The 24,113-nt window shown below is 41.4% G+C and carries 19 protein-coding genes, 1 tRNA gene and 1 pseudogene; 16 read left to right on the top strand and 5 right to left on the bottom strand.

Annotation, left to right across the window (positions count from 1 at the left end; translation table 11 throughout):
- Positions 1–71 precede the first annotated feature (71 nt).
- Both ccmB and ccmA read right to left on the bottom strand, forming a co-directional pair.
- A complete protein-coding gene (gene ccmB, locus VCASEI_RS04370) occupies positions 72–728 on the bottom strand; it encodes a heme exporter protein CcmB (RefSeq protein ID WP_086958089.1) in 657 nt (218 codons plus the stop codon).
- Between the two features lie 12 nt (positions 729–740).
- Entirely contained in the window at positions 741–1,361 is a 621-nt protein-coding gene (gene ccmA / locus VCASEI_RS04365; RefSeq protein ID WP_086958032.1) for a cytochrome c biogenesis heme-transporting ATPase CcmA, read from the bottom strand.
- 527 nt (positions 1,362–1,888) lie between these two features.
- Here ccmA and VCASEI_RS04360 point away from each other — a divergent pair.
- The 10 genes and pseudogenes from VCASEI_RS04360 (at position 1,889) to VCASEI_RS04315 (ending at position 10,741) form a co-directional block, all read left to right on the top strand.
- Positions 1,889–2,467: a sigma-70 family RNA polymerase sigma factor gene (locus VCASEI_RS04360; RefSeq protein ID WP_086958030.1), complete on the top strand. Its 579-nt coding sequence runs from the start codon at positions 1,889–1,891 to the stop codon at positions 2,465–2,467.
- Complete coding sequence (locus tag VCASEI_RS04355; RefSeq protein WP_086958028.1) at positions 2,464–3,120, top strand: ChrR family anti-sigma-E factor; 657 nt, start codon at positions 2,464–2,466, stop codon at positions 3,118–3,120. The genes VCASEI_RS04360 and VCASEI_RS04355 overlap by 4 nt, the downstream gene beginning before the upstream one ends.
- 47 nt (positions 3,121–3,167) lie before the next feature.
- The gene (locus VCASEI_RS04350; RefSeq protein WP_089110407.1) at positions 3,168–4,118 is read left to right on the top strand and encodes a YbgA family protein; all 951 of its coding nucleotides are present in this window, start codon (positions 3,168–3,170) and stop codon (positions 4,116–4,118) included.
- Positions 4,119–4,246: 128 nt separating this feature from the next.
- The gene (phrB, locus tag VCASEI_RS04345) at positions 4,247–5,641 is read left to right on the top strand and encodes a deoxyribodipyrimidine photo-lyase (RefSeq protein ID WP_089110408.1); all 1,395 of its coding nucleotides are present in this window, start codon (positions 4,247–4,249) and stop codon (positions 5,639–5,641) included.
- 63 nt (positions 5,642–5,704) lie between these two features.
- The gene (locus VCASEI_RS04340) at positions 5,705–6,169 is read left to right on the top strand and encodes a nuclear transport factor 2 family protein (RefSeq protein ID WP_086958022.1); all 465 of its coding nucleotides are present in this window, start codon (positions 5,705–5,707) and stop codon (positions 6,167–6,169) included.
- A complete protein-coding gene (locus VCASEI_RS04335) occupies positions 6,166–6,897 on the top strand; it encodes an SDR family NAD(P)-dependent oxidoreductase (RefSeq protein WP_170924536.1) in 732 nt (243 codons plus the stop codon). The genes VCASEI_RS04340 and VCASEI_RS04335 overlap by 4 nt, the downstream gene beginning before the upstream one ends.
- Entirely contained in the window at positions 6,897–8,150 is a 1,254-nt protein-coding gene (locus tag VCASEI_RS04330; RefSeq protein ID WP_086958020.1) for an NAD(P)/FAD-dependent oxidoreductase, read from the top strand. The genes VCASEI_RS04335 and VCASEI_RS04330 overlap by 1 nt, the downstream gene beginning before the upstream one ends.
- A complete protein-coding gene (locus tag VCASEI_RS04325) occupies positions 8,147–8,998 on the top strand; it encodes a DUF1365 domain-containing protein (protein ID WP_089110409.1) in 852 nt (283 codons plus the stop codon). The genes VCASEI_RS04330 and VCASEI_RS04325 overlap by 4 nt, the downstream gene beginning before the upstream one ends.
- A pseudogene (locus VCASEI_RS04320) lies at positions 8,998–10,263 on the top strand (class I SAM-dependent methyltransferase). The gene VCASEI_RS04325 and the pseudogene VCASEI_RS04320 overlap by 1 nt, the downstream one beginning before the upstream one ends.
- Positions 10,241–10,741 (top strand): DUF2878 domain-containing protein, encoded by a 501-nt coding sequence (locus VCASEI_RS04315; protein WP_162621020.1) that lies wholly within the window; start codon positions 10,241–10,243, stop codon positions 10,739–10,741. The pseudogene VCASEI_RS04320 and the gene VCASEI_RS04315 overlap by 23 nt, the downstream one beginning before the upstream one ends.
- On the opposite strand, the gene VCASEI_RS04310 is transcribed toward VCASEI_RS04315, so the two are convergent.
- The gene (locus tag VCASEI_RS04310) at positions 10,732–12,078 is read right to left on the bottom strand and encodes a DUF2254 domain-containing protein (RefSeq protein ID WP_086958013.1); all 1,347 of its coding nucleotides are present in this window, start codon (positions 12,076–12,078) and stop codon (positions 10,732–10,734) included. The two genes, VCASEI_RS04315 and VCASEI_RS04310, sit on opposite strands and share 10 nt — an antisense overlap.
- A 357-nt stretch (positions 12,079–12,435) precedes the next feature.
- On the opposite strand from VCASEI_RS04310, the gene VCASEI_RS04305 reads away from it, so the two are divergent.
- Positions 12,436–12,511, top strand: a tRNA-Arg gene (locus tag VCASEI_RS04305).
- Between the two features lie 96 nt (positions 12,512–12,607).
- On the opposite strand, the gene VCASEI_RS04300 is transcribed toward VCASEI_RS04305, so the two are convergent.
- A complete protein-coding gene (locus VCASEI_RS04300) occupies positions 12,608–14,473 on the bottom strand; it encodes an ABC transporter ATP-binding protein (RefSeq protein WP_086958011.1) in 1,866 nt (621 codons plus the stop codon).
- 285 nt (positions 14,474–14,758) lie between these two features.
- Here VCASEI_RS04300 and VCASEI_RS04295 point away from each other — a divergent pair, with 285 nt between their 5' ends.
- From VCASEI_RS04295 to fhuB, 4 genes are all read left to right on the top strand, one after another.
- On the top strand, positions 14,759–16,861 hold the full coding sequence (locus VCASEI_RS04295; protein ID WP_086958009.1) for a TonB-dependent siderophore receptor: 2,103 nt from the start codon (positions 14,759–14,761) through the stop codon (positions 16,859–16,861).
- A gap of 112 nt (positions 16,862–16,973) precedes the next feature.
- Positions 16,974–17,744, top strand: a complete 771-nt coding sequence (locus VCASEI_RS04290) for an ABC transporter ATP-binding protein (RefSeq protein WP_086958007.1) — start codon at positions 16,974–16,976, stop codon at positions 17,742–17,744.
- Between the two features lie 157 nt (positions 17,745–17,901).
- Positions 17,902–18,828 carry an ABC transporter substrate-binding protein gene (locus tag VCASEI_RS04285; protein WP_086958005.1) on the top strand — a complete coding sequence of 309 codons (927 nt, stop codon included), beginning with the start codon at positions 17,902–17,904 and terminating at the stop codon, positions 18,826–18,828.
- Positions 18,829–18,970: 142 nt separating this feature from the next.
- A complete protein-coding gene (fhuB, locus tag VCASEI_RS04280; RefSeq protein ID WP_086958083.1) occupies positions 18,971–20,944 on the top strand; it encodes a Fe(3+)-hydroxamate ABC transporter permease FhuB in 1,974 nt (657 codons plus the stop codon).
- A gap of 45 nt (positions 20,945–20,989) precedes the next feature.
- Here the strand turns inward: fhuB and VCASEI_RS04275 are convergent, their stop codons facing one another.
- Positions 20,990–21,397, bottom strand: a complete 408-nt coding sequence (locus tag VCASEI_RS04275; protein ID WP_086958003.1) for a hypothetical protein — start codon at positions 21,395–21,397, stop codon at positions 20,990–20,992.
- Between the two features lie 529 nt (positions 21,398–21,926).
- Here VCASEI_RS04275 and VCASEI_RS04270 point away from each other — a divergent pair.
- Entirely contained in the window at positions 21,927–24,074 is a 2,148-nt protein-coding gene (locus VCASEI_RS04270; RefSeq protein ID WP_086958001.1) for a TonB-dependent receptor, read from the top strand.
- Positions 24,075–24,113 lie beyond the last annotated feature (39 nt).

Raw genomic sequence — 24,113 nt, 5'->3', positions numbered from 1 at the left:
CTTCTCACTTTTTTATGTTGCCCTAGTGAAAACCCAGAGCGCACTTTATTATTTTTTATACATTATTGCTTTTAATTAACACTTATTCTTAACGAGGCGCTGATAGCAAAAGGCGTCAAGGTTGCTGCTCCTAATAACATAGCTCCTAAAATCGCCAACTGACCACTGTAGGCAAACCCACTGGTCGCCGCCTCTATGGCAGACGTCGCAAAAATCAACACTGGAATATAGAGCGGCAACACTAATAAACTCAATAAAACCCCACCTTTTTGCAACCCTACCGTCAGTCCAACTCCAATAGCACCAATAAAACTTAGTGTTGGTGTACCAAGTAATAATGTCACCACGACCGCCAACCAAGTATTGAAATCCAAAGAAAGTAAAACAGCAAGCAAAGGGCTAATTAAAATCAAAGGCAGCCCAGTTAACAGCCAATGCGCAATCACTTTTGCCATGACGACCAAAGGCAAAGGAATCGGAAGAAGCATTAATTGCTCTAACGCTCCATCGTGGAAGTCGTCACGAAACAAACGCTCTAACGATAACAGAGCAGAAAGCAATGCCGCTACCCAAATGATGCCAGCTGCAATACGCGCTAACAAATTTGGCTCAGGGCCAATACTTAACGGAAATAAAGTAATAACAATGATAAAGAACCATAGCGGATTAAAAAAATCAGCTTGTCGACGATAAGCTATTAATAATTCACGACGAATTATTTCGCCCATATGACGCATCATTTATTCACCCAACCGAATCGTTTTTAGCACCGACACATCGGTAAACATGTCTTGGTGAGTCGTAAATAAAACCATTCCACCACGATGCGTATGCTCGATAAATAATGCTTCAATCACTTTTATGCCCTGTTTATCTATCGCCGTTAAAGGCTCATCCAAAATCCACAACGGATGCTTACTTAACCATAAACGTGCTAACGCGACTCGACGTTGCTGGCCCGCAGATAACTTCCCTGCGGGTATATCTTCTTTTCCTGCAAGCCCCACTTTAGCTAATGCCAGCCAAATATCATCTTGAGTCACACCTTGTGAACCATTCATTTTTTGATAAAACGATAAGTTTTCAAAAGCCGTTAACTCTTTTTTAACGCCAGTTTGGTGGCCAATAAACAATAAACTCTCATGAAAGGCATCTCGATCTTTTTTGGTATCAATCCCTTGCCATGAAATTTGTCCTGACTCACAATCTCCAAGACCGGTAATAATACGGAGCATGGTCGTTTTACCAGAACCATTTCGCCCTTCAACCTGAACCAAATCACCAGGATTAACAGAGAACGTAATCGACTGAAATAGCTCCTTTTCATCGCGAATGGCGGTTAAATCAGAGACTTCTAGCATTCTTTATCATCTACTGTTAAAGGAAAAAGGTGGCTCATGTTATCACAGGAACTAAGAGTCGAAAGCTTAAGAATGTAAAGCGTCTATGAGATGTTGGCATAATCACAAAAAAAGAAATAAGCCTCTTATTAATTGAATAAAAAACCATCAAAAATATTACAAGGTGCACAATTAGAAAAATGAACAGAACAAAAGTTCAAACCAACATTGGTATCTGTGCGCTAAGATCATAGAATCTAATCACACATATCACCCATAACCCAAAAGGGGTATAACCTGTTCTAATTCAAGTTTTTATGATTTGAGTCAAACTCATCACTGTATTTGAGCAATGTCAGATAAAAACCGTCAGTAAAGAAACTCTATTAATAGGTAAATTCCCTAAAAATGAAGACAATAATAAAAAATGTGATCGTGACTGACGCTTTAGGCGTAATGCAGGTATCAATATTATCTAGGTATTTGTCATTATGTATCCTATCACTCGTCAGCTCGGCACGGTATACCACCCGAACAAGAAGATTAGAATGAGAACAGAGAGCCCCGATACGGATGCATTGCCACCGCTTGAGCTGTGGCTCTGTAACATCGCTAACCAACGTGATAAGCAGTCTTTTGAAAAACTGTTTCGATGGTTTGCTCCCAAAATACAACGATTTGGCATCAAGCAATTCAATAATCCAGACACAGCAAAAGAATTACTGCAAGACACAATGACCAACGTATGGAAAAAAGCGCATCTTTTCGACATGGAAAAAGGAGCGGCAACAACGTGGGTTTATGCCATTATGCGTAATACTTCTTTCGATATGCTGCGTAAAATGCGATCACAAAAAGAAGATCAACTCAGTGATGATATTTGGCCATTAGTTGAAGCTGAAAATGTCGAGGTACAAGGCTTTGATGACCATTTATTAAGCAAAAAAGTCGCTCGCCATTTGGATCGCCTTTCCTATGAACAACGGCAATTAATTGAAGGCGTCTATTTCAAAGATTTATCGCAAGAGCAACTGGCCGCACAATTTAATATTCCTTTAGGCACAGTGAAATCTCGCTTACGACTTGCCATACAAAAACTGAAACACCTCATGGGAGAACATTCATGACACATCATCCAAAACATGAATTACTCAGCGTGTACGCCAGTGGTGAACTTCCCGCATCACTGAGTTTGGCTATTGCTGCGCATATCGAACTTTGTCCTCAGTGTCGAGGCATGGCTGACGACATCACCGTTCATGCTGCCAATACTCATTTAGGTGTTCACAAGCACAATGACTCCGAACCCCATGAGGATGCTTTTGCCGATATGATCATGAAGATCACTCAAGATGCATCATTGTTCGAATGGCAAGAGCCTATTTCAATTGATTTAGAGATAAAAAATCGACATTACACTTTACCACGAGCTTTGCGTTCTCTCACATTGCAAAAGCAACAGAAATTAGGAAAGTTGACTCGTACCCGTATCGATCTTAATGAAGGAAATGTGAAAGCTAGCTTACTGCATATAGAACCAGGCGGCAGCGTACCAATGCATACTCATAAAGGCTTTGAACTCACCCTTTTATTAGATGGTGAATTTGAAGATGAAATGGGAAAATACACCAAAGGCGATTTCATTTGGCTCAATGGAGAACATGAGCATACCCCAACGACTCAGACAGGTTGCTTATGCTTTACCGTATCCGATGACGCCTTGCAATTTACCCAAGGGATTTCAAAATTACTCAACCCTATCGGTCAATTTATTTACTAAATCGATAATGTGTTGTTATCCAGATCTCAGGATAAATAAGGAATGAAATGAAGTTACCAGATAAAAAACCATACATCGGCATCAGTGCTTGTGTCGCAGGACTAAACGTTCGTTTTGATAAAGGGCATAAAAAATCTGATTTTTGTATGACTCATCTAGCCCCTTTCGTTGAGTATCAAACCTATTGCCCTGAAGTCGCTATCGGACTACCGACACCAAGACCAACTATACGTCAGGTGCAATTGGAAGATGGTATCCATGTAAGTCGTCCCGATGGTAATGGTGATGTCACACAATCTTTAACCGAGTATGGACAGAACATCGCACAGCAGATTGATCATTTGAGTGGCTTTATTTTTTGTCAAAAAAGCCCAAGCTGTGGAATGGAACGAGTGAAAGTCTATCAGGCTGATGGTAAAGGTAGCATGCCTTCAGGTATTGGATTGTTTGCAAAGCAGATCATGGCAATGAACCCCAACCTACCTTGTGAAGAAAATGGTCGTTTGTGCGATCCCGCATTGCGTGAAAACTTCATGATACGTGTTTTTACTTACCGTCACTGGCAAGACATGGTTAATTCCGGTCTGACCAAACATAAATTAATTCAATTTCACAGTGAGCGAAAGTACCTACTGATGAGCCATCACTTGATCAGCTATAAAGAAACAGGACAATTGTTAGCAAAAGCGGACATCAGCCTACAAGAGATGGCGCAGCAATATATCCGCTTATTAATGGCGGGTTTGAAACATGTATCTACCCACAAAAGCCACACTAACACCCTGCAACACTTACAAGGTTACTTTAAAAAAGTTCTCACTAAAGGGCAAAAACAAGAATTGTCCTCACATATCACCCATTTTAGAGAAGGATTGGTGCCGCTCGTTGTACCTTTAACCTTAATTAATCATTATTTAAAAGAATTCCCTCAACAATATCTTGCAACTCAAGTGTATCTTTCCCCTTACCCGAAAGAGCTCAAGCTTCGATATATTTGAAACACCATCATCGACTGATCAGCATTGAGGGGATCAAGCAGCTTACCCCTCTTTTTATTAAATAAGCTCACCATGACATAATTTAGAAATCCTTTATTAATAACAAAAGATAAAATAAAAAGGTGCTTATGAATCTCATCTGGTTTCGCAATGATTTGCGTATCGACGATAACCCCGCACTTCAAGCGGCCATTAACACGAACCAACCTTGCCAAGCGATCTTCATCTCGACACCACAACAGTGGCAACAACATGATCTTGCACCCATTAAAATCGACTTCATAGAACGTCATCTGAATTTATTAAGCGAACAATTAGGACAAATGGGCATCCCTTTCACACACCTTGAAAGCTCGGATTTTTCGGCCCAATCGCAATGCCTATTAGATTACTGCCAACAACAAAACATTGACCAAATATTTGCCAATCAAGAGGTAGAGCTTAATGAACGCCTACGCGATGACGCTCTAAGCAAGCAAAATATGACTCTTCATTTTTTTGAATCCGATGTCATTGTGGCGAAAGGCGCGGTATTAAATGGTCAAGGCGAAATGTACAAAGTTTTCACTCCATTTAAAAAAGCGTGGGCTACGCACTTAATGCGGACCTATCAAGCTCCCCTACCATCGGCAATCACCACGAATACCTCGCTTATTCGTTCAATCAAAAACCCAACTATAACGTTCCATGCCTTAAAACAAGACTCTAGCAAATGGCCATTAGCGAATGTAGTCCTTCAACAGGTTGTGCCTGATTTTCTGCAACATAAATTAAGCGATTATCATCATGACAGAGATTTTCCCACCATTAAAGGCACATCAGGCTTATCTCCTTACCTTGCCATTGGAGCAATAAGTGCTAAGCGAGTATTGGCTGAATTACTACACCAACACCCTCAAGCATTAGACGCAATTTCTCAACCGGAAGGAAGCTGGATTAATGAGTTAGCATGGCGTGATTTTTATCGCCACTTACTGCATCACTTCCCCAAGCTAAACAAACACACCAACTTCAACCCAAAGTATAATGGATTGTATTGGCCAAACTCACCACAACTTCTCAGCGCTTGGCAACAAGGTAAAACCGGCTATCCAATTGTTGATGCGGCCATGAGGCAACTAGTACAAACCGGTTGGATGCATAATCGACTTCGCATGATTGTGGCGAGCTTTTTAACAAAACACTGTTTGGTTGATTGGCGTTTAGGCGAGAAGTTTTTTATGCAGCACTTAATTGATGGCGATCTCAGTGCTAATAATGGAGGCTGGCAGTGGGCAGCCGGTACAGGTTGTGATGCTCAACCTTATTTCCGAATTTTTAATCCCATCACTCAAAGTAAAAAATATGATCCTGATGGCAGTTTTATCCGTAAGTACTTACCAGAGCTAAAAAATGTGCCCTTAAAAGAACTACACTTTCCTCATTCTTATTTAGAGAAAAATCGTAGTTCGGACTATTGGCCAGCGATTATTGACCATGCCACCGCAAGACAACAAGCGTTGGAGTTTTACAAACAAGGATAACGGTCGATTTTTAACCTTTGATAGCATTTTATTACTGAATATATCGACGAAAAGGAAAACATCATGAATAACAAACATACCGAGAGTGAACCCGTTCATCGCTCTCAATGGGTTTCTCAATTCATTGATATTTTTCAAAGGTTAAATAAAAATAACCTTCATTTATTATTAGAAGCAACCTATCACGTTGATATTCATTTTGAAGATCCTCTGCATAAAGTCGATGGATTGGAAAACTTACACCAGTACTTTGAAAAACTCTATGCCAACATCATCACTTGTCATTTTGATATTCACCAATCTTTCGAACAAGGTAATCAGGCTGCGCTTTATTGGACAATGACATATCAACACCCGAAATTAAAATCAGGTGAAAAAATCGTGGTATCGGGTCATTCATATTTAGTGAGTTTTGAAGATAAAGTGATCACTCATCGCGATTACTTCGATGTGGGCTCCATGCTTTATGAGCACTTACCATTAATCGGTTACGGTATATCTTGGATAAAGAAAAAGGCCACATCATGAATAATATTCCAACAGTACTCATCACAGGCGCATCTTCTGGTATTGGTCGTTCACTCGCATTGGTATATGCGCAAGCCGGTTATCAAGTTTTTGCTGGTGGTCGCAGCCAAGAAAGGCTTAGCGAAATCTGCTCACAACACAGCAATATTGAAACATTAATTTGTGATCTAACTGAACCAGAAGCGCTCAAAGCAGCCTCCATCAATTTGCCCAATCTCGATGTACTCATTTTAAATGCAGGCACTTGTGAATACATAGATGATGCCAAACAGTTTGATGGTGAGTTATTCGCTCGAGTGATCAATGCCAATCTAACCTCGGTAGGTTATTGCCTTGATGCTTGGCTACCATTAGTTAAATCAGGTGGGAATCTTGCTATAACAAGCTCTAGCGCCGCTTTTTTACCACTGCCAAGGGCAGAAGCCTATGGTGCATCAAAAGCCGCACTAACCTATCTAGCTCGTACTCTCAGTATTGACCTTAAACCTAACAATATTCATGTCAGTGTAATTCACCCCGGCTTTGTCAAAACTCCCTTAACCGATAAAAATAGCTTTCCAATGCCTTTTTTGACATCAACCGAAGAAGCAGCACAAGCTATTTTCAAAGGGATTAAACTCAACAAAAGCGACATTCATTTCCCAAGAATATTTACTTGGCTATTAAAAACATTGTCTTTGCTCCCTTTCCCTTGCTGGAAAATTTTAGCATCAAGGATAACTCATTAATGAAAAATATCGCGATCATTGGTTCAGGTATTTCTGGGCTTACTAGCGCTTATTTACTGAGCCGAAAACATCACATTACCCTCTTTGAAAAGAACGACTACATCGGCGGACATACCGCAACCAAAGAGGTTGAAGTCAATAACAGGCATTACTCCATTGATACCGGATTTATCGTGTATAACGACAGAACCTACCCTAATTTTATTAAATTATTAAATCAGTTAGGCATAGCACAACAAAAAACTGAAATGAGTTTTAGTGTGATGAACCCAAGTCAAAACTTGGAATACAACGGCAACACGTTAAATAGCCTATTTGCACAAAGAAGTAATCTACTTCGCCCCTCATTTTGGCGTTTAATTCTCGATATTTTACGTTTCAATAAATTATGTAAAGCCCTACATGAAAATGATGAAATTGATCCCGCACTGACTCTTGGTGATTTTTTAAATGAGCACCAATTTAAAGCCGCATTTTGCCAAAACTACATTTTGCCGATGGGAGCCGCAATCTGGTCGAGCAGCTTAACGGAGATGACACAATTTCAGCTTAAGTTCTTTGTACGATTCTTTTACCACCACGGTTTGCTAGACATTCAAAATCGCCCTCAATGGTATGTGATCCCGGGAGGTTCAAAGCAGTATATTAATCCGTTAATTAAATCCTTTGAGCAAAACATCAAACTCAATTCAACCATTGAATCTGTCACTCGCGACCAAGACGGTGTCACGATAACCTTTTCCAATAAAGATGCTCAACAATTCGATGAGGTCATTTTTGCATGTCACTCAGACGAAGCATTATCACTGCTTGGTGATGCATCAGAATCAGAGCAAAATATTCTTTCTGACATTCCTTATCGAAATAATCAAGTGGTTTTACACACCGATGTTCAAATGCTACCGAAACGACGCTTAGCTTGGGCCAGTTGGAATTATCATTTGGATTCCAACCTCGACCGACCAGCTTGTATTACTTACAACATGAATATTTTGCAAGGATTAAAGTCAGATACCACATTCTGTGTCACGTTAAACAACAGCGACCAAATTAATCCAGAATCGATTATTCAAACTTTTCATTACTCGCACCCCGTGTTCAATCAACAAAGCTTGCGCGCTCAGCAGCGCCGTTCTGAGATTTGCGGAAAACAACATACACATTTTGTGGGGGCTTATTGGCACAATGGCTTCCATGAAGATGGTGTTCGTAGCGCAGTTGAAGTGGCAGAGAGGTTTGGTATTGAGCTATGAACACACACAACGGCTCTTCCTCTTCGCTTGGGCATGGTATCTATACTGGTAAAATAAGGCATCGTCGATTTACGCCTGCCAAACATAGCTTCAGTTATCCACTGACCATGCTAGGACTAGAGCTCAATGAGCTCAATACGATTAATCAACAACACTGGATTTTAGGCACACAATGGTACCGGCCGGTACGGTTTCACGAAAAAGATTACATAAAAAGTGAACCGGGAAATTTATCAGAGCGTATTAAACATAAAGTCGCCAAATTAGGCGGTGACTGGAATGGCCATCGAGTAATGATGCTGGCTCAATGCCGATTCTTTGGTGTGTATTTTAGCCCTGTGAACTTTTATTACTGCTTTAAAAATGATGTCGATTGCCAATATTTATTGGCCGAAGTCAGCAACACGCCTTGGAATGAAAGGCATTACTATTTAATAGTCATGGGCGGTGAAGACACAACCGAAAAAGCCTTCCATGTTTCACCTTTTATGAGCATGGAAATGAAATACCACTGGAAAGTCAGTACGCCTAATAACAAAGCATTGATACACATAGAAAATCATAACAACATCGAGAAGAAGATCGGTAACGAAATCCAAATAAATAACAACGCAGAAATAAATAAAAAGAGCCATAAAGTGTTCGACGCCACCGTGGCATTAACAAAAATTTCTATGCAACCAACAAACAACCACAGCATAACCAAAATGAAAAGTGCAACAACGTGGGAATGGCTTCGTTTGCCATTCATGACATTTAAAATTTTACAGGGTATTTATTGGCAAGCCCTTAAGTTATTTGCCAAAAAAGTACCTTTTGTGCCGTACAAGCCAAAGCGGAGTTCATGATGGAACAGACTCAATCACTATTAACAAAAAAAACCAAAAGCGGTTGGCTCGGTAGTCAATGTCGACAATTCGTTTTCAACTTATTAAATAAGATGAATGATGCCTATCTAGAAATTGATGAAGGATCGCAAGCCACATTTGTGGGTAACCCAAATGCAGATTTGAAAGGCCATATCACTATTCATGATGAATCAGTCTATCGCGATCTTATCAAAGGGGGTAGCATTGCCGCTGCAGAAGCCTATTTAGATCAACGTTGGTCAACACCCGATCTTACAGCGCTAATTCGAATCTTCGCTCGACACCAAACACAACTTGATGAATTAGAGAAAAAAACCAGTTGGATATACAGCATTAAAAATGCCATTTTAAGCCGAATTAATGCCAATACCATCAATGGCTTCAAGAAAAACATATTGGCGCATTACGATTTAGGCAACGAACTTTACACCCGTTTTCTCGATGAGAAGATGATGTACTCCTGCGCTATTTACAAGACTAACAGTGATACATTAGCAGAAGCACAACATAACAAATTAAAATCAATCTGCGATAAGCTCGATCTACAAGCTTCCGATCATTTAGTTGAAATAGGCACTGGTTGGGGTGGGCTCGCCATTTTTGCTGCCACTCATTATGGTTGTAAAGTGACGACAACAACCATTTCAGACGAGCAATTTGCTTATGCCACCCAACAAGTAAAACGAATGGGTCTTGAAAATCAAATCACCTTACTTAAAAAGGATTATCGATTACTCGAAGGTCAGTACGACAAATTAGTTTCAATTGAAATGATTGAAGCGGTCGGACATGAATACTAACCCACGTTTTTCAAACAATGTAATCAACTGTTAAAACCGACAGGTAAGCTGTTAATTCAAGCGATTACCATTGCTGATCAACGTTATCATCAGTATCGTAAAAATGTTGATTTCATCCAAAAATACATCTTTCCTGGAGGCTGCCTACCTTCGCTAAACATCATTGCCGAACAAGTCGCCAAAACCACCGACATGATGATCGATAACGTGGAAGACATTGGCCTACATTATGCGAGGACCTTAGTAGACTGGCGCAGTAACTTTGAACGTAATTGGTCACAAATTCAGCCGTTTGGTTATGATGACCAATTCAAACGCTTATGGCATTACTATTTTTGTTACTGTGAAGGTGCATTTATCGAACGCGTTATCAGCACTCATCACATTGTGATGCGTAAACCCCGTAACCTAAATCAGTATGATGAAACGATTCTCGCTTATTAATTTCATCCTTTTTCAGTCCAGTTGGGCGTTAGCGGCAACGTTGCCTGCTAACGCTCCTTTTTTTATGCTGATCTTGCTTGGGGTGCATTTTTTACTCACACCGAGCCGAATGGATGATGTCTTTTTGTTATTGTGCGCCTTGATTGGTATCGCCCTTGATCAAACCTTTATTGCCTTTTCACTCTTAGATGTTGGGCAAAACTGGGTGCCATTTTGGTTAATATTACTGTGGGGGCATTTCATTCTTTGCCTTAACCACAGCTTGAAATGGCTCAGGCAATTGAACATTATTGTAATCGGTTTATTAGGGGCCGTTGCGGGAACATTCAGTTACTGGATGGGATGGCGATTGGGCGTATTTGATACCCAATTCACCACGGGTCTATTTCTCGTGTCTTACACTTTAGCTTGGGGGATTTTATTGCCCATTTTTTGTCAACTCGCTAATCGGATTCAAAATCGCCATGCTCATTCTTGAGCGTGTTGGGAGCTGTTATCGCGATCAACGTCAGAACCAGAAAATAAACTGATCTGTCGGACAGCCAATATATCTTCAGGCAAATCCAGAGCTAATTGGCTTCGCTTTAATGACATTTCTGCGTGGTGCTTGGCAGCCGCTTTCAATGGTTCATCACCAAGTAAATGCAGCGCTACAAAGGCTTTTTGTAAATGTGTCACCACTTCTAAACACCCAGCACCATCGCGAGCTATTGGCGTAAAAGCATCATTAAACATATCGGATATTTTCACTTCAGGGACTTGCACACGATCATAACAAGATTCTTGTTCATCCGATTCTTGTACTGGCCCTGACCACGTCGCAAATAACCTCACCATACTGCCGATGACTTTAATTGCAGATCCCGGATCATTAACTGCTGGTGACAACGCTTTACTCGCGATTTCAGATAGTACTATTAAACCAAACCTTGGATCATCATCAAAAAGACGATCAACTCCGATTTGAAAAGAAGCAATCACTCCTTTGTAGTCAAAATCATTACTGTCTAACTCAGTCTCATCCGTTGGTTTATTAGAAACCTGCTTATCAAGAGTAATAACACGCGCTAAAATGGTTCCAGGCGCAACAAAATCACCGGGTAGCGAAGCTAACACAACATGAACATCATGTTTCTCAGCCCAATGATGCAACCGGCTTACATCCACATGCTGAACATAACCCACTTTGGTTGCCACCACAGGCTCACCTTGGTTAATATCGACACAAGGTGCTCCCGAAAGGTTAGGCGCATTACGCTGACGAATAAGAGCGTCCATCGCAACGCTTTCAACTCTGTCTACCGTGGATCCGACTCGCCCTAGCCTTGCCAAACGATCTACCCAACGGATAAAGGTTAAAATCACTAACGCAAAAACTAAGCCCGTCAAAATGAATAATACGAAAAGACCCGATACCTCAAAAAAATCATTTTTAACGGCCGTAAGCCCAACAATACTAAAAATAAAAGAACCAATAAATCGAGATAGAGCATTTTTAGACACATCATCAGAGACCACAACCGTAAATGATCTTGGTGTCGCCGAGGTACTGGCAGAAGCATAAGCAGATACCATAGACCCCACCGAAAAGGTCGCAATCACCAACATACTCGACGCCATAATTTCAAGTAATGTCACTAACGAATCAAAACTCACGGGAAGAATATACAATCCGGTATCAATGTGATCGGCAAATTTTGCCACAAAAACAGCTAAAATTGAGCAGATACACATCCACAAAGGCTTAACCCAAAGCTTATCCTTGAGTCGGTTAAACATAAATCGAGCATGATCGCGGGAGAAACTGGCAGCCATAACAACCTTCCATAGAAAAACAGGACAACAAAATACATAGAAGCTGAATATACTCCAAGAAAACTTGAAGTTACGCTAGACGTGTTAAAGTTCATTAAAGTGTTAACGGTTCCATTAATCAATAGATCCCCGTAAGAAATGCAATCAATAACTCAATGATTTACTTAAAATCAAAAGGCAAAGGTGTAGTGGTCGAGAACTCTGGTCAAGCTCAACCGGACACCAGAATACTAGTATCTTGTAAAATAGAAGGTAAAATCAAACCTACGACTTGGTTTTTGCTACAAAAATCCGTATTATCTCGCGCATCAAAATGAATTGGTCATGTTAGCAACACCTGAACCTCTCTTGATACATGTCCCCTTAGTTCAGCTGGATAGAACAAGGACCTCCTAAGTCTTAGACGTGAGTTCGAATCTCGCAGGGGACACCAGAAATCAAAAGGCCAAGTAGTGAACACTACTTGGCCTGATTTTTAATCTTTCATTGTAAACTTTGCATTATAGCCAAGATAATACTTGGCTCATCATTAAGCGTTCACACCATCTTCATCACTTTCAACCTCTTCCGCACCAAGAAAGCCACCAGTTTGGTGTGCCCATAATTGCGCATAAACGCCACCTTGAGCAATCAGTTCTTGATGCGAGCCTTGTTCTAGTATTTGACCTTTATCAAGCACAATCAAGCGATCCATAGCAGCGATAGTTGATAAGCGATGAGCAATAGCAATAACCGTTTTGCCTTCCATTAATTCATATAAACTTTCTTGAATAGCCGCTTCTACTTCAGAGTCAAGTGCGGAAGTTGCTTCATCCATAATAAGGATTGGGGCATCTTTTAATAATACTCGAGAAATTGCTATACGTTGACGCTGACCACCAGAGAGCTTCACACCACGCTCCCCCACTTGCGCATCATAACCGACATTCCCAAAGGTATCCGTTAAGTCGGCAATAAACTCATGAGCATGAGCTTGGGTCGTAGCAGATAATAACTCGGCTTCTGTTGCGTCTGGGCGGCCATACAAAATATTGTCCCGAATACTACGATGAAGTAATGACGTATCTTGAGTAATCATACCAATATTGCCACGAAGTGAATCTTGCTTCACTTTGGAAATATCTTGGCCGTCGATACGAATAGTCCCGCTCTCTAAATCATAAAAACGCAGTAATAAATTCACTAATGTCGATTTACCAGCCCCAGAACGACCCACTAACCCTACTTTTTCACCTGGCTTAATAGTGAAATGTAAGTCATCAATCACACCTTTTTCTTTTTCACCATAATGGAAGCTGACATGGTCGAATTCAATACCACCATTTTTCACTTCTAATGCAGGCGCTTGATCAATATCTTGTGTACTTACTGGTTTGGATAATGTGTTCATACCATCAACCACTGTACCAATATTTTCAAAAATGGCGCTTATTTCCCACATGATCCATTTAGACATACCTTGAATACGCAAAGCTAAGCTAATGGCCACCGCAATCGCCCCGACCGTGATCATACTATTCATCCACAACCCAATCGACAATGCCGCCACCGAGAAGAGTAATAAATAGTTAAGCATATCAATACTAAACAGAAAGACCGTTGCCATACGCATTTGCGCATACACCGTTTGTAAGAAAGACTGCATGCCTTTCTCTGCATATTCTGTCTCACGGTTAGTGTGTGAGAACAACTTCACTGTCGCGATATTAGTGTAACTATCAACAATTCTTCCCGTCATTAAAGAGCGAGCATCGGCTTGTGCGGTCGCGATGCGTTTCATTTTTGGTACAAAATAAACTTGCGTTAACACATACGCAATCAACCAAATAATAACCGGAACCATTAGCCATAAATCGGCTTTTGCCATCAAAACAAACATCGAAACAAAATACACCGTAATGTAAACCAACATATCAGCAAATTTCATCACGGTTTCACGGATAGCGAGCGAAGTTTGCATCACTTTGGTTGCAATTCGTCCTGCAAAATCATCTTGATAAAACGTGACACTTTGATTGAGTAAATAACGGTGGGCTAACCAGCGAACTGACATTGGAAAATTGCCTAATAAAGTTTGGTGCATGATCATTGAATGGAAAAACCCCACAACCGGAATCACCACAATAATTACCAAACCCATACCAATAATACGTGTTCCTTCAGCATCCCATAATGTTTCAGGCGTGTGGTTAGACAGCATATCGACTATCGAGCCCATAAAGGCCATTAAAGAAACTTCAATAATCGCAATACAAGCACTCAAGATCGACATAAAAAGAATTGGCCACAAAAAATCGCGGCTATAGTGCATACAAAATGCAAATAACGTATTCGGAGGTGTTTCTACCTTATCCTTTGGAAAGGCGGACGTTAGTCCTTCAAAAAACTTGAACATAAAAAGGATTCCATTGAGAAAAGATGGTGTTCAAAAATAGGATATTTAAGAAAATCATAGAGTAAACGAGAGGGTCACGTCATTACCAATAACAATGCCCTCATTGCTGTCCGTATGATAAAGCTAAAAAGTTGCTTTGCCTACCCACTGTTGATTTTGATCATTGTAATTACAGTTTTATTAATAATTTTTAATTAACGCTAGAAATTCATTACGCAACACAATAAGATTACGAATAGTAACAATTATCAATTGTAATTGCATATAACTTTAATGGACTATCTCATGACATCGCTCTCCCCTACTCTTTTATCAAAAGCCATTACTCGTACTTTTCGGCCAACACTAGGTTTATCTTTTGCTCTTTTCGCATTACCCACTTTTGCTGAAGATAATGTCAACAGTGATCAACTCGACACTATCACGGTCACAGCTTCGGCCTTAAAAGTTGAAACCCCTCTTGCTGAAACACCTCGCAGTGTGTCCGTCATTGATCAAGACCAACTTTCTATTCAACAGCCGACTAAATTAGATGAAGCACTGCGCTATCAACCCGGTGTCATGACTCAACCTTATGGATCAGATAATGATACCGATTGGTTTAAGATCCGTGGTTTTGATGCGGCAACTTATCTAGATGGAAACCGTCTTTATAATGTTGGTTATTATACTTGGACATTAGAACCTTTTGGTTTAGAGCAAATCGAAGTGCTCAAAGGGCCTTCAGCGATTTTATACGGTGAAGCGCCTCCGGGTGGCGTAGTGAATGCGGTATCAAAAAGACCGGGTTATACCGAAGGTGGGTTAGTCCAACTTCAAGTAGGTAATAATAATCAGCAACAAATTGGTGTTGATGTCACCAGTTTTGTCGACGATGATGGTGATGTTCGTTTTCGTTTGGTAGGCATGATGAGTGAACGTGACGGCATGTTAGATGACACCGACACCAACCGTGTTTATCTTGCCCCTAGCTTAGCTTGGGATATCAGCCCAGATACCTCTTTAACTTTTTTAGTGTCTTATAAGCAAGATGATGGTGTTCCAACGAATCCATTTAAACCTGCTTACGGTACGCTTATTGATACACCTGAAGGCAAGCTAGATCCAAGTACTAACCTTGGCGAGCCTGGCTACGACAAAAATGAAAACACACAGCTTTCTATTGCCTATGAATTCGAGCATCACTTCAATGATGTTTGGCAGTTCAAGCAAAACACGCGTTATGCCCATACTGATTTATTACTTCGTAGCACCTATGCCTTCGGTAGCGAAACCAGTTCTGATTTAGCCCGTGGTATCGTTTATCGTGATGGAACCACCGATTCTTACAGTATGGATAACCAAGCGATTGCAAACTGGAGTACGGCTCGCACCGAGAATACATTCTTATTTGGTGTTGATTTACAACGTTATTCCAATGACAGTATGGAAGCCGATGATTGGGGAACTGGATTTGGTGGTACAACCGGTAATATCAACTCGTTTAATCCTGTCTACGGTAACTATCAACCAATTGATGACCGAGCGACCCCAGTCGATATCACTAAAGGTCAAGCGGGCTTTTATGCTCAGCAACAAGTTAAATTAGACCAGAAATGGATTGTAAAAGTCGGGGGCCGCTATGATATTGTTCGTCTAGAAAATGAAAGTGGTTCAGCAAAAGAAGACATTCATAACACCAACTTTGCACTAAGCGGTGGCTTAATGTACGTGTCTGATTTTGGCTTAACGCCATATATCAGCTATGACGAATCATTCGAAGTCATTGCTTCTATTGACCCTACAACGGGTAATGCTTATAAACCACTAGAAGGACAACAAACCGAAGCTGGTTTCAAGTATGAACCTAGTTTTATCAATGGCTACTTTAATTTAGCTTGGTTTGATATTACCCAGAAAAATGGCTTGGTCACCACTCAAAGTGTTGCGACACAAAGTGGTGAGCTGACTTCTCAAGGCGTTGAACTTGATGCTACTTTTTATGTCACCGATGCCTTATTAGCACGTGCAAACTACACTTATACCGATGCAAAAACAGACATGAGTGCAGGTACCGATCCAATTCGTACGCCGCTGATCCCACGAAACATGGCATCAACTTGGTTGGAATATGACTTTTCTCACCTAGGCTTAGATAGCTTTATCGTCGGCGCTGGCGCTCGCTATATGGGCAGCTCGGTTGGCCATACTTCCGATGGTGCTGGTACGCTAAATGTACCAAGTGTTACGTTATTTGATGCGATGGCTCGTTATGACATCACACCAAAATGGCGTGCTCAGGTGAATGTTAATAATTTAACCAACAAAGAATATGTGGCAAGCTGTGATTACTACTGTTATTACGGTGAAGAGATGACAACAACAGCGACGCTAAACTACCGCTGGTAAACTGACACGCCCACTGGTCAATATATAGCCCATAGACGGGGCTTAAAAAGCCTAACGAACCTTGCTCATATTTGGCAAGGTTCGTCATTATTTTATGGTAAGAGAAACGCGGATGTTTGAACTAAACCAAGTACGAGTGCACCGAGATAATCGCGACATTTTATCGGTTGATAATTTGTCGATCCCAAGTAACGGTTTTACCATCATCCTAGGACACAATGGCAGCGGTAAATCGACTTTGGTTAACTTGCTTTCAGGTCAAACACAAGCGGATTCAGGGAATGTCACACTTAATAACACGCCTATTCATGCTTTGTCGCAAAAACAACTCGCTAGAGAAATTGCGTTTCTACCTCAAAAACTTCCCGACGTTGCAGGGCTAACCGTCCAAGAGCTGGTGCGCTTAGGCCGTTTTCCTTGGCGTGGCGTATTTGGTCGTTGGCAAAATAACGATGAAGAGATTATTCGTGAAGCAATGGTCAAAACGGGAATAAAACAATACGCCAACAATCTAGCTGATAAACTCTCTGGTGGTGAACGCCAACGCGCATGGGTCGCTATGTTACTCGCCCAACAATCACCTGTTTTAATCTTAGATGAGCCAACATCCGCGCTCGACATTCATCATCAATATCATCTAATGGACTTGCTTCAAACTCTTAATCAAGACACCGGCTGCGGAATTTTAGTTATTCTGCATGATCTCAATTTAGCTCTGCGCTACGCCACTCATATTGTGGCGTTAAAACAAGGGAAAATTGAATTTAGCGGTGAGAAGTCACTGCTCTTTGATGAACAAAGACTCACAGAACTGTATCAAACCGATATTAAACTATTGGATCATCCTAAGCAGACGGAACAAAAAATAGCAGTGGTGGTTTAAGTGTTACCTCCACTAAAAAAACTTATTAATCGATCAATAGCCTGCCCTTCGACACATAGTCCCAAGCAAAGTAGAGTCAGGATCTCGATTTTATTAATAAGAACAATCAGGTGTACTGTCTCCTCATTTTCAAAATGATATTTTTTAAGGTTTTTTCATGAATAACATTATTCGTATTATTGGGCTCATTTTCGTCACATTGTTCACCCTAACCTCTCAGGCTGCTATCACTGCCACAGACAGCCTTGGTCAGCATCAATTACCTGAAACGCCTAAACGTATTGTGGCTTTAAACTGGGACTTGGCTGAACAATTGATTGAACTGGATGTGGTACCTGTTGGGGTGCCTAATATTAAAGATTACACCACATGGGTCGTCAAACCCGCTATTCCTAAATCAGTGGAAGACTTAGGAACACGAGCAGAACCTAACATGGAAAAGCTAGCCGCATTAAAGCCTGATCTCATTTTGGCTGCATCACCACAAAAAGACCTTATCCCACGATTGCAAACCATCGCACCTGTATTGTATTACCAAACCTACAATGCTGAGCAAAACAGCGCTCAAGCCGCTATCAATAATTTTAAAAACATTGCTCACGTGGTGGGAAAAACTGAACTGGCAGAGCAAAAGCTCAATCAAATGCAACAACGTTTTACCGAACTGAAAGTACAACTTGAAAGCGTATTCAAAGGCAATATGCCAAGCGTCGCCGCGATGCGTTTTGCCAACCAAACAACGGTTTATCTGTATGCGGAAAACTCCACAACCGACTATGTACTTCATCAACTTGGTTTAACAACGGCTTTACCCCAACCGGCTAAGGAATGGGGTATTGTTCAAAAGCGCATGACCGACCTACAGCATGTAACAGAAGGTTATGTGATTTATTTTGGTCCATTTACCAAACAGCAGAGTGAACAGCTCAATAAATCCATGCTATGGAAAGCCATGCCATTTGTTCGAAATGGGCATGTAAACGAAGCAGATGCAGTATGGAATTACGGTGGTGCCATATCGATGGAATACATAGCAGAATCGATAACAAAAAGTTTGTTGGAATTAAAGCCGACATCGAAGTAACTAGGGTATAAACCCAAGTTTGTTGGGTATAGACCTTAAGGTAAATATTTAACACACTTATTATTAAGAAAAATGTTTCTCGTTACTCGAAAGAATGTAGTGATTTTTTCAAGTGACGAAAATGGAACCACGAGAACCAGTTATGCTTCCCTTTCGCCCGACGTTATTCTTCACCATTATTATTAGTTTTATACTGATCGCTTTTGCGACCCTACAACTTGGTGATGAGTTATCCGTGGTTCAACAGTGGCACTTACTGAAAGGAGCAGAACCACAAGAGTTTGCGGATTTCAATTTTGTGTATGCACAGCTGCCACGCTTACTAATGGCGATTATGGTTGGAGCAATGCTGGGGTTAGTCGGCTCTTTAATGCAACAGCTTACTCAAAACTCACTGACCTCTCCTTTGACCCTTGGCACCTCCTCTGGTGCATGGTTAGCATTAATCGTAGCCAATGTTTGGTTCCCCGGATTAGCTGCCGATCACATGGCACTTTTAGCCATGGTCGGAGCCATATTTGCGATGGGCTTAGTCATTACCATTGCAGGGCCAAAGAATATTACGGGCCTACCACTCATCTTATCTGGCATGGTGGTTAATATACTGTTTGGTGCCATCGCCACTTCTATTATTTTATTAAATGATCAATACGCAAAGAATGTCTTTATTTGGGGAGCGGGCGATTTAGCGCAAAATGGCTGGGACATGGTTCACTGGCTTCTTCCTCGCTTATCCGTGGCGTTACCTCTAGTGATTCTTGCGCCGCGAATTTTAAGTTTAATGCGATTAGGCCACCAAGGCGCTGCCGCTCGTGGCTTAAATGTTATACCGTATTTCATCGTGTTGATTGGGCTTGGTTTATGGTTAGTTTCCGCTTCAATTACAGCGGTTGGTGTGATCAGTTTTATTGGTTTACTCTCCCCTAATATCGCCCGAGCCATTGGGGCTAGAACCCCAAAATCTGAACTTTATACCAGCATGCTTATTGGCAGTATGGCATTAATGTTAACGGATATTCTGGCATTACTAATCAGCCAATTTACTCTTGAAATGATCCCAAGTGGTACAACTGCAGCCGCCATTGGTGCACCAGCTTTGGTGTGGTTTAGCCGTAGAGCCTTAAAAGCACAAGACCAAATTTCCATCAAATTACCACCAAGTAAAGCCCAACTCTCGTCTTGGACCCTTCCCACTTTGCTCGTAGCCACTGTATTCATGTTATTAATTAGTACGACCGTTTCCATGAGCAATGACGGGTTATATTGGGCGATTCCTGATGCCTTTAATTGGGATCTACGTTGGCCTCGCTTTGTGACTGCCCTTGCGGCAGGTGTCGCACTCGCCGCCGCAGGCACCGTCCTTCAACGTTTAATTTATAATCCACTTGCCAGCCCCGATATTCTTGGAATTTCCGCAGGGGCTACTTTTGCGTTAGTGGGTGCCAGTGTCTTTTTTGGCGCCAATATTTTTGCTTCTGGCTCATTGGTGGCTTTTGGTGGGAGTATGTTGGTATTAATGCTGCTTTTAGTGCTTGGGCGCAAAAATCAATTTGCCCCTTCAAGCATGGTGTTAATTGGCATCGCGCTTACCGCTTTAATTGAATCTCTCGTGCAATTTGCTTTAGCCAAAGGAACACAAGACAGTTACACCATCATCAATTGGCTAGCAGGCTCCACTTACCGAGTCACAGGCTCTGGCGCATTAGTGCTTGGCGTTAGTGTGGCAATTATATTTATAGGTTTGGTAGCGGTTTCTCGTTGGCTTACTTTAATTTCCGCTGGCAGACAATTTGCAGCCGCTCGTGGTCTGAATGTCCAAGCTACCAGCGTTATCTTATTATGCAGTGTGGCACTCTTGTGTGCACTGGTGACTACGACTATGGGACCCGTTGCTTTCGTCGGGTTACTCGCCCCGCACATGGCAGTCATGCTCGGAGCTAAACAAGCCCGCGCTCAGCTCATTATTGCAGCTTTAGCCGGTGGGTTACTCATGTTAATCGCCGATTGGATTGGTCAAAGTATTTTATTCCCGATGCAAATCGCCGCAGGTACTGTCGTTTCGGTAGTAGGAGGAAGTTATTTCTTGCTCTTGCTGATTCGCGGACAAAAGCATTAATCGATAGGTTCGATCTTAAATCATGTCAATTACACGCTGAAGTTATTACTTTTTTTTACTCAGTTGAACCAATGTTTCATGCCACGCGGTATTACCATCTCGTTTGGTTACGTCATATTCCGAGCAAAACTGAGATATTGTCATATTGCTGTCACCCGTTGCTAATTTCAATGCCAACTGAACTTGCTGAAGTTTACCTTGAAGACGCAAAATTTGACCAGCATTAGGATTCTTCTCTTTAGCATACTTAAGAGCTGCATGTTTCCGCTCTGCCGCACCAGCTCTACGATCGGCTTCTGCCAGTAAATGCTTCAGTTGAGCGACACTTTTTCCCTTTTTAAAAGCAGGTTCAAGCAGTTCAACACATTCATCAAATGATGGGTTCACAACATATTGATCAATTTTATGAGCTTGTTGACGCATCCACTGCAAGGCGAGTTTTTCATCTGACATAATGGCATCTTTACAAAAAAAATAGCCTTGTATGGTATCGCTCAATAGCAAACCGTTGCAATAAGAAATTGCCTGTTTTTAGGCCTTTTTGAGTTGCTCTAAATCACTTGGAACCAGTAATCGCCTTTACGACCAAAGCAACTTCAATATTTATCGATTCATGCAACAACAAAATCCTACCAAGCCTTGCTGATTTTGGGATTCACAGGCCCCATTTAACTAAACTTTCCCATATTTCATTAAAACCACTCAATCATTTGTCAGTTTTATCTATCATGAAATTACATTTTGTTACATAATAATGTGGTAGTTAAGTAACGTTAAATAATCACATTCGTTAAGAAAAGTTTAATTACTATCATTATCTCTTGCCTCTTATTGATGTATTAGCAACACATCATTCACCGACAATATAACGCAAGTTTCACTAATTGATTTACAGTTAAGCTCATCACCTTTTTAAAAACAGCACCATGAATGTGTGACCTCGTTCTTCCGCTCTATTGAATACCAACAAAATGGAATAGTAATGAAACCACAAAATCTGAATACCACTTTACTGGTACTGCCTTTGATTACTCCCATATTTGACAGCTTCGCTGCCGATAAAGACACCTCTGATTCGCAACCAATGGAAACCATGGTTGTCAGTGCTTCCTCCCAAAACTTGTCTGAATTTAACACACCTGCGGCACTCAGCGTTGTTTATGGCGATGAATTACGAGACTCAGCTGCGGGGATAAATTTATCCGAAAACACGGCGGGGATTCCAAGTTTATACATTAAAAACCGCTACAACTATGCCCAAGACTTGCAAATTTCTATACGCGGCTACGGAGCGCGTGCTCGTTATGGTGTCCGAGGTATTCGTATTTATGTCGATGGTATTCCTTCAACCATGCCGGATGGGCAGTCGCAAACATCCAACATCGACATTAACTCAATCGAAAGTATGACCGTTTTACGTGGCCCATTTTCTGCGCTATATGGCAATTCTTCAGGAGGTGTCATCAATATTGAAACCGAAACGGGTTCGAAGCCAAATAGAGTGGAAATGAGTAGCTATTACGGCAGTTATGGTACTTGGAGCTTCGGGACTAAAGCAACCGGTAGCCTAGGCAAGGGTTATGAAGCTGGGGATGTTAACTACACCATTTCTGGCACTCGTTTTATGACTAGCGGGTTTCGCGATCATAGCTCGGCAGATAAAAACCTTGCTAATGCAAAACTAAATTTCATTATTGATGATAAAAGCAGTGCTACGCTGATTTTAAATTCCGTCGATTTAGACGCTTACGATCCAAGTACTCTTAACCGCAGCGACTGGAAAGACAATCCCAGTCAAGCGAGAGACGCCGTCTATACCTACAATACTCGTAAGAATATCAACCAAACACAGGTTGGATTACGTTATGAGCGTGAAGTGACCGACAATGATCAACTCAGTATCACTGGCTACGCTGGTGAACGAAAAATGGATCAATACCAACCCATCCCGTACATGACACAAGAAAATAACCCATTGCATGCTGGTGGAGTGGTGGATTTAACGAGAGAGTATCAAGGAATTGATACCCGCTGGACGCACACTAATAATACTTTTATCGTCCCTTTCATCATTACTAGCGGCTTTAATTATGGAAATATGCAAGAACATCGCCTCGGATACGAAAATTTTGTTGAGAGCAACGGTAATTACACCACAGGTGTGAAAGGTGATCTGCGGCGTAAAGAGCGTAACCTAATGTGGAATGCCGACCCCTATATCCAAACCTCTTGGGCACTGACTAACGCATTAAGATTCGATTTTGGCCTTCGCTACAGCTCGGTTTATTTTGATTCCAACGACGCTTACATCACCAATGAAAATGGTGATGACAGTGGCAGTACGAGTTACCATGAATGGCTGCCCGCCGCATCATTACAATATGATATTTATCCAGATTGGAACGTCTATACATCTGTGGGACGTGGGTTTGAAACCCCGACCATTACGGAGTTGTCATACAGCAGTGGTGGCTTGGGTGGCTTAAATCTCAATTTAAAACCATCTACCAATACCACCGTAGAGGTCGGTACAAAGAAAGCTTTAAGTGGAGGGTTACTGACTTTTTCTCTATTTCAGACCGACACGCATAATGAAATCGTGGTTGATGAAAGCGCCAACGGACGAACCACTTATAAAAATGCAGGTGATACTCGCCGACGTGGGATCGAAGCGGCCTATCAGAAACGTTTTATGGATGACTGGCAACTGACCTTTGCATGGTCTTACATTGAAGCAAAATTTGGTGACAATGATTGCAACACCAGTGGTTGTTCCTCGCAACAAGGTCATTACCTACCCGGCGTTACCAACCAAGTCGGGTATGCATCACTGGGTTATCAACCACAAATCGGCTGGTACGGTAAAGCAGATATTCAATATGTCGGTCGTACTTACGTTAACGATGATAACTCGGAATACCTTTCTCCTTACGCAATCTCATCGCTAAGCAGTGGGTATAAATATGAACGAGATCAATGGTTATTCAATACTTTTGTTCGCATCGATAATCTGTTTGATCGTGAGTATGCTGGTAACGTGGTGGTCAACGACACATACGGCCGTTATTATGAACCAGCGCCTGGTCGTAATTATGGAGTCGGTTTAACCGTCGGTTACTCTTTTAACTAGGTGGCATAAAATAACCAAGCTACACACAAAATAAGGCAT

The sequence above is a fragment of the Vibrio casei genome, from assembly GCF_002218025.2.
Classification (GTDB): Bacteria; Pseudomonadota; Gammaproteobacteria; order Enterobacterales; family Vibrionaceae; genus Vibrio; species Vibrio casei.
Note: the sequence above shows the minus strand (reverse complement) of the source record. Positions and strands in the feature narration are given on the sequence as shown.